Annotated in this window: 11 protein-coding genes; 1 reads left to right on the forward strand and 10 read right to left on the reverse strand. The window is 61.7% G+C overall.

What is annotated here, in order from left to right; translation table 11 throughout:
- The first annotated feature begins 15 nt into the window (after positions 1–15).
- Positions 16–990, forward strand: a complete 975-nt coding sequence (locus QQL79_RS00065) for a nucleoside hydrolase (protein WP_284386730.1) — start codon at positions 16–18, stop codon at positions 988–990.
- Here the strand turns inward: QQL79_RS00065 and QQL79_RS00070 are convergent.
- The 10 genes from QQL79_RS00070 to QQL79_RS00115 form a co-directional block, all read right to left on the reverse strand.
- A complete protein-coding gene (locus QQL79_RS00070) occupies positions 987–1,808 on the reverse strand; it encodes an NAD-dependent epimerase/dehydratase family protein (RefSeq protein WP_284386732.1) in 822 nt (273 codons plus the stop codon). The genes QQL79_RS00065 and QQL79_RS00070 overlap by 4 nt on opposite strands.
- Positions 1,805–2,779, reverse strand: a complete 975-nt coding sequence (locus QQL79_RS00075; protein ID WP_284386734.1) for a mannonate dehydratase — start codon at positions 2,777–2,779, stop codon at positions 1,805–1,807. The genes QQL79_RS00070 and QQL79_RS00075 overlap by 4 nt, the downstream gene beginning before the upstream one ends.
- 24 nt (positions 2,780–2,803) lie before the next feature.
- Positions 2,804–3,808, reverse strand: coding sequence for an ABC transporter ATP-binding protein (locus tag QQL79_RS00080; RefSeq protein ID WP_284386736.1), 1,005 nt, complete (start codon positions 3,806–3,808; stop codon positions 2,804–2,806).
- Complete coding sequence (locus tag QQL79_RS00085; protein WP_284386737.1) at positions 3,805–4,845, reverse strand: ABC transporter ATP-binding protein; 1,041 nt, start codon at positions 4,843–4,845, stop codon at positions 3,805–3,807. The genes QQL79_RS00080 and QQL79_RS00085 overlap by 4 nt, the downstream gene beginning before the upstream one ends.
- A 9-nt stretch (positions 4,846–4,854) precedes the next feature.
- Positions 4,855–5,757 (reverse strand): ABC transporter permease, encoded by a 903-nt coding sequence (locus QQL79_RS00090; protein ID WP_284386739.1) that lies wholly within the window; start codon positions 5,755–5,757, stop codon positions 4,855–4,857.
- 9 nt (positions 5,758–5,766) lie between these two features.
- Positions 5,767–6,765: an ABC transporter permease gene (locus tag QQL79_RS00095; protein WP_284386740.1), complete on the reverse strand. Its 999-nt coding sequence runs from the start codon at positions 6,763–6,765 to the stop codon at positions 5,767–5,769.
- 62 nt (positions 6,766–6,827) lie between these two features.
- Positions 6,828–8,618 carry an ABC transporter substrate-binding protein gene (locus tag QQL79_RS00100; RefSeq protein WP_284386742.1) on the reverse strand — a complete coding sequence of 597 codons (1,791 nt, stop codon included), beginning with the start codon at positions 8,616–8,618 and terminating at the stop codon, positions 6,828–6,830.
- A gap of 341 nt (positions 8,619–8,959) precedes the next feature.
- Entirely contained in the window at positions 8,960–9,964 is a 1,005-nt protein-coding gene (locus QQL79_RS00105; protein WP_284386744.1) for an aldose epimerase family protein, read from the reverse strand.
- Positions 9,965–9,971: 7 nt separating this feature from the next.
- Positions 9,972–11,183, reverse strand: a complete 1,212-nt coding sequence (gene manD, locus QQL79_RS00110) for a D-mannonate dehydratase ManD (protein ID WP_284386747.1) — start codon at positions 11,181–11,183, stop codon at positions 9,972–9,974.
- A gap of 6 nt (positions 11,184–11,189) precedes the next feature.
- Positions 11,190–12,299, reverse strand: a complete 1,110-nt coding sequence (locus QQL79_RS00115) for a lactonase family protein (protein ID WP_284386748.1) — start codon at positions 12,297–12,299, stop codon at positions 11,190–11,192.
- Positions 12,300–12,305: the final 6 nt, after the last annotated feature.

Consider the following 12,305-nt stretch of genomic DNA (forward strand, 5'->3'; position numbering starts at 1 on the left):
TCGGAGACCAGCATCATGTCCGGATCATCTCCCCTGGCGCTCGACTGGCCGCTGGTCAGGCCCCGCGCCCGGGTCATAGTCGACAATGACTTTTCCGGTGATCCGGACGATCTGGTGCAGATGGCGCATCACCTGCTGTCGCCTTCGGTGGAGATCAGGGCGATCATCGCCTCGCACCTGTCGGTTGGTGACCCCTGGGACAGGAGCACACAACAGGCCGCCAATGCCCTGGCCAAGATCAATGAATTGCTGGACGTCATGGGGCTGGCTGGCCGCCATCTTGTGTTGAAGGGGGCGGAGACCGCCCTGCCCGCACCGGGCAGGCCACAGGTCACGCCCGCGGCCGAGGCCATCATTGCCGAAGCGATGCGCGAGGATACCGATCTGCCGCTCTATTTCGCGGCTGGGGCGGGGCTGACCGAATTGGCCAGTGCCTGGCTGATGGAGCCGCGCATCGGCAAGCGGATCACGTTGGTCTGGATTGGTGGGCCGGAATATGCCGATATCGCGCCACCGCCGCCGGGATCGAGTGGGCCGGAATATAATTTGCGCATCGATATTGCTGCAGCGCAGGTGGTGTTCAACCAGTCCGACATCGCCATCTGGCAGGTGCCGCGCAGCACCTATCGTCAACTTCTGCTCAGCTATGCCGAACTGCTGACCAATGTGCGGCCGCATGGCGCCCTCGGCCGCTATCTGGCCGACAATATCGAGCGGGTCATGCAATGGACGTCCGGGTTCCGCCATGGCATCGGGGAAACCTATGTCATGGGCGATAGCCCGCTGGTGACGCTCACCGCGTTGCAATCCTCATTCGAAGCCGATCCGTCATCGAGTTCCTATGTGACGCGCCCGGCCCCGGAAATTGCCGACGATGGCAGCTATGTGCCGGATTCTGGCGGCCGGCCGATCCGGGTCTATACGCAAATCGACGGCCGCCTCACCTTCGGGGATTTCTTCGCCAAGCTGCAACTTGCCGCGCAAATCTAGCGGTTGTGACGCCAACCGAGCAGGCGCTCGGCCTTGGCCGAACTGAAAAAGCTATTATGGCCGCTGAGGTCTCCGGTGATGGGAATGCCGGGGAAATAGCGCCTCGCAAGGTCCAGGCTCGGCGTCTCCGAAATCGTCTCGGGCGCGACGATGTAGAAGGCCTCGTGGCCGGTGAATGGCGCGGTTAGACTCAGCAGGCAGGCATCCGCAGCGGCGTCGAGTTGGGTCCAGGCCCAGAGATGTTTTTCGACATTGGGATTGTCGCCATAGAGATCGAGGGCAATAGCCTTGTCGGGCACGACGAGATGGAAGCGCATGCTGGCGATCACCATGTCTTCGTAGCGCCGGGCAAAAGCCTCGCCCTGTTCCTCGCAGATCCATTTCGAGAGGCTATAGGGCTCTTCGCTGTAATTGGGATGCAATTCGTCGAGCGGGAAATAATCGTAGCGCGGGTGCCGGCTATAGGCATGGCCGATGGCATTGACACTGGAGGCCTGGCACACCCGCTTGATGCCATGCTCGGCGGCGGCGCGCAGCGCATTGTAGCTGCCCACAACGTTATTGTTATGCACCACATGGTCGGGGTTCCGGCCCGGCGAGGGAATGGCCGCCATATGGATGATGGCATCGCAGCCGGCAAAGGCCGCGACCGTGGCCTCGTAATCGGTCATTTCCGCCAGGATAAAGGGAATGGTCTGGTCCTGCGTTTCGGGTGGCGCGACCCGGTCGATCAGCACCAGATCGTGCCCCCTGGCGCGGGCATTGCTCACAATGCCCTGGCCGACACGGCCGCTCGAGCCGGTAATGGCGATTTTCATTGGATGGCCTCATTGGCATAGACGGCCTCTAGCAGGCCCCGGATATAGCCGATGGCATAGAGCCGGCCGAAGGCGGAGTAACCGGCATGGTCATTGCTGTCGCCTTCGACGGTCGGCACGTGATCGGGCCGCAGTACGCCCTCAAAACCAATATCGCGATAGGCCTTCATGCAGGCTAGCATGTCGGTCTTGCCGGCATCGTGCCAGGTTTCCTCGAAGCGGGTCGGCACACCCCGCACGTCGCGGAAGTGGATGAAGGAAATCTTGTTGCCGAACTTGCGGATTTCGCGCGGCAGATCGTCGGTCATCAGGGTGAAATTGCCCTGGCACATGGTGATCGTATTCATCGGGCTGGGCACGAAATCGATCAGGCGTTGATAGTTCTCGATGCTGCGCATGATGCGTCCGACACCACGAATGGGCGAGAGCGGGGGATCGTCGGGATGCATGGAGAGTTTGACATTGGCGCGTTCGGCCACCGGCAGCACGCGCTTGAGGAAATAGTCGAGATTGCTCCACAGCGCCTCCTCATCAATGGGGGGATTGCTGGTGAGATCGGCAGGTACGTCATTGATGTCAAAGCTGGTCACCACCGAGCCGCCGCGAGAGGGCGTGGCCATATTGGTGCGGACCCAGTTGAAATCGGTCATCCACTCATAGCACCAGACCGGAATGCCCAGCCGGCCCATATTCTCGATGAGCGTGCAGACCGTGGCGATCTCCTCGTCGCGTCCGGGCAGGCCGCGTTTGGCCTTGTTGAGCGGCGGGCGGGCCTCGATGACGACCAGCTTGAAGCCGGCCGCCTCATAGCTTTGTTTCATGCGGAGCAGTGGCGCGTAATCGCATAATTGCTCATTGGCCTGCAGCATATCGAAGGGCAGGCCGCCCACGGCCAGATTGACGCCGGCCTGCTGGGCCAGCTTCCAGACGGGGGAGGGCGTCGGGCTGATGAATTCGGCAATTTCGAGCATAAAACCTCACGTCAATAAAAGACTTCAGGCGGGCAGCAATTCGGAAAGCCGCTCGGCAATGATTTCGGGTTGTTCGGCATGGAGATAGCAGGCGGCTGCCTGGTTCGGCTTGACCTGGAAGAGTGGCGGGCGGGTGGCGCAGACATCCATTGCCATGGGGCAGCGCGAGCGGAAGGGGCAGCCGCCATCGGCGCGGCCGGCCTCGCGGGCGATGATGGGATGCTCACCCCAGCGCTGGTCCAGATTAGGCCAGGGAATGGAATCGACCAGCAGCTGGGTATAGGGGTGCTGCGGCGACTTGATCACCCGGTCGACATCACCGGCTTCCATCACCGCGCCGCGATAGAGCACGATGATGGATTTGGCGATGTGATAGGCCGTGGTCAGATCATGGGTGATGTAGATGATCGAGACGCCATGATCGCGCTGCAGATTGCGCAGGGTTTCGAGGATATTGGCCCGCAGCGAGGCATCGACCATCGAGACCGGCTCGTCGGCGATCAAGAGGCGCGGCTTGAGCAGCAAAGCGCGGGCGACATTGATGCGCTGGCGCTGTCCGCCGGAGAGCTGATGCGGAAAGCGCCCCAGAATATCCTCGGGCCGGAGACCCACCGCCGTCAGGGCCTCTTCCATGCGGTTACGGGCATCGGCTTTGCTCTTGGCCAGCTTGAAGCGCTTGATCGGCACGGTCAGCAGGTGATCGACCGTGTAAAATGGGTTGAACACGGCGAAGGGGTCCTGGAACACCGCCTGCACTTCGCGGCGATAGGCCAGCCGGTCCTTGCCGGTGAGCGAGACAATGTTCTTGCCGCGATAGATGATCTCGCCAGTCGTCGGCGTGATGAAGCCCAGCAGCAACATGGCGAGCGTGGTCTTGCCGCTACCGCTCTCGCCGGCCACGGTCATGATGGTGGGCTCGTCTTCCCTGAGCGTCAGGGACATGTCGCGCAGGGCGATATTGGCATGCGGGCTGATGAGGCCACGCTGATAGACCTTGGAGACATTGCGCAGTTCCAGAAGATTACTCATTGCCGGGTCTCCTCGTCGAAGAGGTGGCAGGTGATGAGCCGGCCATTGGCCAGGATTTGCGGCTCGGGGCGGACGGTGCTGCATTTGTCCATGGCAAAGGAGCAGCGGGGGTGGAAGGCGCAGCCCCCGGGCAGCCGCAGCAGCGAGGGCGCGAGCCCCGGAATGCCCTGGAACACGCCCTTATTGTCGAGATTGGGCAGGCTGCTGATCAGCGCCCGGGCATAGGGATGGTTGGGGGCGGTGAACATGTCGCGCACCGAACTGACTTCCACCAGCCGCCCGGCATACATCACTGCGACCTTGTCGACGAATTGGGCCATCAGGCCCATATCGTGTCCGATCAGGATCACAGCGGCATTGATCTGGTCCTGCACCCGATCGATGGTTTCCATCACCTGGCGCTGGGTGACCACATCGAGCGCGCTGGTGGGCTCGTCGGCGATGATCACTTTGGGTTCGAGCAGGATGCCGATGGCGATGCAGACGCGCTGCTTCATGCCGCCGCTCAGCTCATGGGCATACATGCGGAAGACGCTGGGATCGAGGTCGACCGAGCGCAGCGCATGCATGCAGCGGTCCTTGATGGCTGAGCCGCTTTCGCGCGGCATATGGGAGCGCACCGCGTCGACCATTTGCGCCCCGATCCGCATCACCGGGTTGAGTGAATTCATCGCGCCCTGGGGGATATAGGCGATTTTGTCGAGCCGCGCCTTGCGCATGCCGTCATCGTCGAGCGCCATGAGGTCGACGCCATCGATGGTGACGCTGCCGCCCTCGATGCGCCCGGGCGGCTTGATCATGCGCATCATGGCCAGGGCCATGGTGCTCTTGCCGGAGCCGGATTCGCCGACCATGCCGAGCTTTTCGCCGGCACCGAGGTTGAAGCTCACATCATCGAGCGCCTTGGCCCGGCCCAGGTCGGTATAATAGGTTACCTCCAGCCCTTTGACCTGCAGCACCGATTTGGCATTGCCTGCATCATAGGCCTTGGTGGCGTTTCTCGATCCGGTTTGCGCCGTTGTCACGATTGAGTTCATCGTCATCACCTATTCGGTTCTGCGCACGCGCGGATTGGCTAGCTCGTCGAGCCCCATATTGACCAGAGCGAGCGAGCCCAGGATCAGGATCATCGCGAAGGCGGGTTCGAGCGGCCACCACCACCAGCCATTGAAAAACGCGCCCTGCGACTGGGCGGCCCAGATGATGTTGCCCAATAGCGGCTCGCGCAGTGGTCCCAGGCCCAGCACGGCGAGATAGAAGGAGGCAAAGACGGCGGCGAAGACTTGCCCCACGAAAGCTGCCGCGATGAACGGCAAAAGATTGGGCAGGATTTCCTTGAAGATGATGCCGAAGTCGCTCATGCCCGAAAGCTTGGCGACGGCCACGAATTGCCGTTCCTTCATGGTTAGCACCTGGGCGCGGATCACCAGGGTCGGTCCCATCCAAGCCAGCAGCACGACGATGAAGGACATGGTCAGGATGGTGACGTCGCGTTTGTCGAGCGAGCCGGCGATCACGACCTGGATGAGCAGCACCGGGATCGGCGTCAGGATCTGGCAGATGGTGCGGATCGCGCTGTCGATCCAGCCGCCGAAATAGGCCGAGGTAAAGCCGAGCACGACGCCGATCAGCGTGCCAATGCCACCGGCCAGCAGGCCGATCAGCGCGGTCTGCCACATGCCCACCACCATGGCGGCAAGGAGGTTGCGGCCGAAGAAATCGGTGCCGAAGGGATATTTGAGGCTGGGCGCCTGCTTGAGAGGGGCCGAGAGCGGATAGGCGTGTTTGGGGTTGATCAGCGCCATGCCGACCAGCGTGAACAGGGCCAGGCACAGCAGGATGAAGAGGCCAATCGCCAATCCCTTGTTGCGCCGGAGATAGCGCAGCAACAGGGTCAGCTTGCCCGGCTGTTCGACCCGTTGTTCGGCGGTCAGAACGATCGATGCCATACTGCGCTCCTATTGGTTCCTGATCCGCGGATCGAGCAGCGGATAGATGAATTCGAGCACAGTCATCAGCGTCGCCACGGCGATGGTGATGAACAGTACGACGCCGTAAATGACGGGGAAGTCGTTGGCGCGGATGGCAAGGTTGAGCAGCGTGCCGACGCCGGGCAGGCCGAACAATCCCTCCACGATAATGGCCGAGGTGACGACTGTGCCAAGGGCCAGGGCCAGGGCCGTGGCTTGCGGCAACAGGGCGTTGCGCAGGTAATAATCGCGGAAGATGCGGCGGCCGGTCAGGCCCTTGTGTTCGGCGAAATTCACATAATCTTCGCCCTGGATGGTGACGCCCATGCCGCGCATGGACAGGACCCAGCCGCCGACCGATCCCAGGATCAGTGACAGTGCCGGCAGGATCTGATGGCGCATCAGATCGAGGGAAAATGCCCAGGAGAAGGTTGGCACGGTGCCCACCGAATAGGCGCCGCCCAAGGGGAGCCATTTGAGGCGGAAGCCGATGAAGAAGACCAGCAGGATGCCCATGATAACCGGCGGCACGCCGGTCAAGAGGATGAATGGGGTGGCGATCGAGCGCAGCCAGCCCGGCGCCCGGGGCCAGGCGGCGATGGCGCCCAGCACAGTGCCGATGGCGAAGCTCAAAATGGTGGTGACCAGCAGCAGGCCGATGGACCAGGGCAGCGCCTGGGCAATCAATTGCGTGACGGTCGCGGGGTATTTGGAGAGCGAATAGCCGAAATCGAGGTGAATGACGTTGTTGAGATACTGGAAATATTGATCGAGCAGAGGCTTATCGAGGCCGAATTGCTGCTCCATGGAGGCAATGAGCTTTTCCATGTCGCCGGAAGAAAACCCGCCAGTGCGGGCCAATTCAGCAAACCGTTCGCGAATGGCGCTGCGCGGGGATAGGCGCGGAACGAAAAAGACGATGGTGGAGGCGGCCCAGATAACGAGGACGAGAAACAGTAGCCGCTTGAGAATGATCCTGACGGTCAACCGAGAGCTCCTTGGCGTGTCGGTAAGCGCGCCGCCGGGGCGGCGCGCTTCGGATTGACGTCTTATTTGCCGGAGGGCTGCAGGCCGGTAATCACCAGCATGCCGGTATAGGCCCAGAAGGCACCATTGGTGCCCAGGCCAGGACTGCTGGCCGAGGGCCAATTGGTCCAATAGTGGTTGTTATAGGGGATGCGGTGCAGCCACTGGATGACCGGTATGTCGATCGTGTCGCGCCAGTAAATGCCCAGGGCCTTGGCCGCGCCGGCAATGAATTTGGGGTCGCTCGAGTCGAGCGGGGCAATTTCATTGATCAGCGCGTCATATTCTGGGTTGCTGTAACGAGAGAAGCGGCCGGCATTGGCCGGTGCGCCCGGTGCGGCAGCAAAATCGCTGTCGTAGAGATTGAGGGCCTCGAAGGGGTCGAACAGGCTGGCGCCATGGCCGAACATGTATAGTCCGGCTTTGCCGTCGGTCATGTTCTGGTAGGCGTCGGTGCCGAAATTGACATTGGCATCGAAGCCGGCATTGCGCAGCATTTCGGCCAGCACCGGGGCGATGTCGCCGTGGATGGTTTCGAAAGCCTGGATCGTGGCGTCGAGAGTCTGGCCGTCCTTGGCCCATAGACCATCGCCGTCCAGAGCAAAGCCGGCGTCAGTCATGAGTTTGGCGCTGGCTTCGAGGTCGAATTTGCCCGGTTCGTACTTGGCTTCTTCCGCCTTGACCTCGGGGCTGTCGGCAAAAGCCTGCAGGTTGGGATAGAGCGGGAAGGGGTAGATCGTGGCGATCTTGGCGCCTTCATAAAGTATTTCGTCGATCAGGTTGCGATCGATGGCGAGGCTGATGGCCTTGCGGACATTGGGGTCGCTATAGGGTTCAAGCTGGGTGTTCACCCACAGCGAATTGGGCCACCAATCGAGATAGCCATAGGGTGATTCCGTACCAGTCCAGGATTGCACATCCGGATTTTGCTGGAGGATCGTGCCGATAATCTGGGCGCGCATATCGACCGAGGAATCGAACTCGTTGTTGACGATGCGCTGGGCGACGGTGTCGATCGGCTGGTTGAGAATATTGACCATGATGACGCGCTTGACCGCAGGCTCGGCAACGCGGCCAGCCTTGACCGCCCACCAATCGGGACGCAGATCCAAGATCTTCTGGTTGTTGTTCCAGGCGACGACATTGAAGGGTCCGGAATGAGGAATCTCGTCGCGGCCGGGGGCGGCGGTTGGATCGGCCTGGGCCGATAGATAGGCCTCCGGCACGATGGAAACGCCGGTATCGAATTTTTGGGTCAGCACCTCGAACTTGAAGCGCGGCGCGGGGGCGTTGAACTTAACCTCGACGGTCAGGTCGTCGACAGCGGTGACGCTGGCCACCTCCTGGGTGAACTGGTTGTGGTATTGCAGCCTCTCGTTATCGATTTGGCCCTGGAAGGTATAGACCACATCCTTGGAGGTCACCGGCGTGCCATCGGACCATTGGGCCTGGGCATTGAGCTTGATGACCAGGGTGGTGAAGGTGTCGTCGGTATAGTCCATGCTGTCGGCCAGCCAGGGAATGAACTCGTTCTTGTAGATGGCGAAATACATCAGCGGTTCCCACAGCAGGTTATTGCCTTCCTGGTGGGTATAGGTGGGCGGCACGGACCAGGGATTGGTGGTGCCGATGGTGGCGCCGCTTGAAACGCCCCAGGCGAGAACCACGGTCTGGTTGCGGGGCACCTCGGGCAGCGATGCGGGAACGATGTCGGCCGCAGCAGCAGGGGACGGTGCATCCTGAGCGAAAGTGGCGATCGGCGTGAGTGCCAAAACTAGCGACGTCATCGCCGCTGCGAATGTGAGTCTAACCATGTGACAGTCTTCTCCCTTTTGCTGTCCGTGGAACGAAAAGGCATCAGTCTCGAAAGTCAGAACAGTCGTATCGGCGGCCTCCTCGCCGCCAGTCTTCTCCCTGTGTTCGGCCATGGCATTGCCTGGTCGTCACGCGTTTTAGGCGCAAAAACACACGCATGCTGAAAGCAGCATGTGCAAAGCCTTTGATTGAAATCCTCCCAACCCGTCCGCCTCATCTCTGCAAGGCTGGCCGGTTGATTGTTATTCTTGGACCGTCACCCCATGGCGAGTCAACCAAACGATGGTTGCCGGTGCCCAGGGGCGAAATCTCTGGCTTTTCTCGAAAATCCTCCTGGTTTCTAGATGGTGCTGAAAGCCGTGATCGAGTGCCGGATCGTGACCGGCGCTGCGGGATCGATATGGATGGCGGTGGCTATGCCGCGCGCATTGATCGGGTTGGCGCCGGTCGAAACGGCGTCATTGAGGTCGAAAGCGGCGGCAATCGGCTCGAGGCCGAGACCGCGATATTGTCCGTGCCAAGGTGGCCCATCGATGCCCCGGTCGGTGTGCCAGATCTGCAGTGAAGGCAGTAGCGAACGGTCCCAGTCGAGCACGATGCCGGCGCTCTCATCGCGATAGATGGCGGTCACCGGGCCGCGCATGCCGCAGAGCTGAACATTGAGATTGGGCTGGGAAATGGGGGGATGGGCCAGATCGACCGTATGGTCGCCTTGGGGCACCCGGGCGAGGTCGGAAAATTCCTGGTTCTGGCCGGGCGCCGTCTGGAAGGGATGGGTAAGGCCGAAGGCGAAGTCGGCCAGCAGCTCAAGAGTGCCGGACCGCTCGGGCAAGCGCATGATGGGGTGAAGACCCACCGAAATCGCGGCCGGGCGGCGGGCATGGATGATCAGCGAGAAGTCCAGTGCCGGAGCGCCTTCCCGTGCCGAGATCACGCGTTCGAGCCGTTTAACGGGGGAGTGTTCGGGATAGTCCAGCGCCAGCGTGATGTTGCCCGGATTGGCCTCTATTACCGTCCAGTCCTCGTCGCCGGCTGGGCCGTGAATGGGCCGAGAGGCGGGCTGATCCGTGAGATCAGTCCATTCCTCGGGGGCTTGGCCCTTATGCCCGCCTGCGCCAAAGGGCACGCAGACGAAATCGCCGCCCAGTTCGCGCAAATGCCCGATGATCGAGCGATCGTCGACTTTGCCCATCCAGGGCGCCCTGGCAAAGGGCGAGAAGGGACCATTGGGCAGGTCGAACCGGCATTCGGCCAGCATGGCGGCCGTGGCCAGAACCGTTGCCTCGCCATATGGCCAGGTCAGCCTGTGCGAAGCAATCGTCCGGTCCTGCAAGGCGCTTTGCATCGGTCTGCTACCAGCTGGTCAGCGTGCCGTCTTCCAGCCGGGCAACCGGCAGGTAGGCGGGGGAATAGGGGTATTTGGCGGCGACCGCCTCATCGATATCGACGCCATGGCCGGGTGCTTCGCCGGGCTGGAGGTAGCCACGATCATAGCTCCAGGCGCGGGGGAACATGTCATAGGTGGCGTCGGTGTAGCCGGAGAATTCCTGGATGCCGAAATTGGGAATGGCGGTATCGACATGGATATTGCAGCCCATGGCCACGGGCGACACATCCATTGGTCCATGGCAGGCCGAACGGACATGATAGATGGCGGCAAAGTCGAAGATTTTCTTGAGGCCGGTGACGCCGCCGGCATGCACCGAGGTGACGCGGATATAGTCGATAAGCTGCTCGGAAATGAGCTGCTGGCAATCCCAGATGGTGTTGAACACCTCGCCCACCGCAATAGGTTGGGTGGTGTGCTGGCGGATGATCCGGAAGCCTTCCTGCAGCTCGGCCGGAATGGCATCTTCCAGCCAGAACAGGCGGAATGGCTCAAGATCCTTGCCCAGCCGCGCCGCCTCGATAGGGGTCAGGCGATGGTGCACGTCATGCAGCAGATGGACATCCCAGCCGACCGCGTCGCGCACTTTTTCAAACAGCCTGGGGATCAGCGGTAGATATTTGTGGGTGGACCAGACTTCCTCTTCGGGCAGGGCCTTGATCATGCCGCCGGCGGTCTGGTCGAGGGAATGGCCCGTGCCATAGATTGGCGGCAGGCCGGGAATGGAAACCTGCGCCCGGATGGCGTCCAGCCCCTGTTCGCGCAGCGCCACTACGCCCTCGACAACCTCGCCGATATCGAGCCCGCCGGCATGCTTATAGACCATGACCTTGTCGCGCGAGCGGCCGCCCAGCAATTGATAGAGCGGCATATTGGCGGCCTTGGCCTTGATATCCCAGAGCGCCATGTCCACGCCGGAGATGGCCGCCATGGTGATCGGCCCGCGCCGCCAATAGGCGCCCTTGTAGAGGTATTGCCAGATGTCCTCGATCCGTTGGGGATCGCGTCCGATCAGGCAGGGCACGACATGGTCTTCGAGATAGGCGACGACGGCCTTCTCGCGGCCATTTACCGTGGCGTCGCCAATGCCATAGAGCCCTTCATCGGTCATTACCTTGACCGTGACGAAATTGCGTCCGGGCGAGGCGACGATGATTTTGATGTCGGTGATTTTCATGTTGGCTCAGGCAATAAGGGGATGGAAGGCGATGGCGGTCGGCGAGCCGGTCATGATCGGGCTGCCGAAAGATTTCAGCGCGCCGCTTTCAGGCTCGTAGCGGAAGAGCGAGATGAGGTCGCTTTCCTGGTTGGCAACCGCGAGAATTGTTCCTGTCGGATCGAAGGCGAAATCGCGCGGCACGTGCCCGCCGCAGGGTGTGGTGCCGATCAGCCGGGCAATGCCGCTGGCCTGGTCGATGGCAAAGCCGGCCAGGCTGTCATGGCCGCGATTGCCGACATAAAGATGCCGCCCACCAGCCGCGATATCGATGGCTGATCCCGAATTGCCGGCAAAAGGTTCGGGCAGTGTCGGCTCGATGGCGAGAAGGGTGAATGAGCCCGCCTCGGCGTCGAAGGCCAGGCTCGCCAATGTGCAGGTCAGTTCGTTGACGCAATAGGCGAATGGCAGGCTGGGGTGAAAGCGGAAATGCCGCGGGCCGGACCCCGGAGGCATTAGCGTCTCGCTATGCGGGGAGAGAGCACCGGTCCGCGCGTCGAAACGATAGACCAGCAGCCGGTCGATCCCCAGATCGGCGACGACGACGAAGCGATTGTCCGGCGTCCAGCGGATGCAATGGGCGTGCGGACGTTCCTGCCGCCCCGCATCGGGACCCGTGCCATGGTGGCGGATTTCGGCAATTGGCGGGTGGAGCGTGCCATCGGGATCGCGCGGATAGATGGCAATGGATTGGTTGGGTCGGGCGCTGGCCGGCAGGCCCGAATAATTGGCGATGGCGGCAAAGCGCCCAGTGCCGTCATGACTGTTATGGGCCGTGCCGTCGCCGCGCGTCGGCTGCTTGGAAAGATAGTCGAGCGCCCCTGTCGCATAGTCGATGCCATAGGCGGTGATATCGCCCTCGTTCCAGCCGGCCACTTCGCTCACTGCCGAGAGCGAGACGCCGTCGCGTGCCACTTCGAGAAAGGTCGGATTGTCGATGCCTTCGGTCACGCCCAATGGCTGGGCCGCGCCGCTGGTGAGGTCGAGGCGGAAGGCGGCTATGCCCTTACCCGCAGGGTTGCGCACATAGCCCAGGCTGCGATTGCAGCAACCGACATAGAAAAGAGCAGAAGGCATAGGGGC

The organism is Devosia yakushimensis (genome assembly GCF_030159855.1).
Lineage (GTDB): Bacteria > Pseudomonadota > Alphaproteobacteria > Rhizobiales > Devosiaceae > Devosia > Devosia yakushimensis.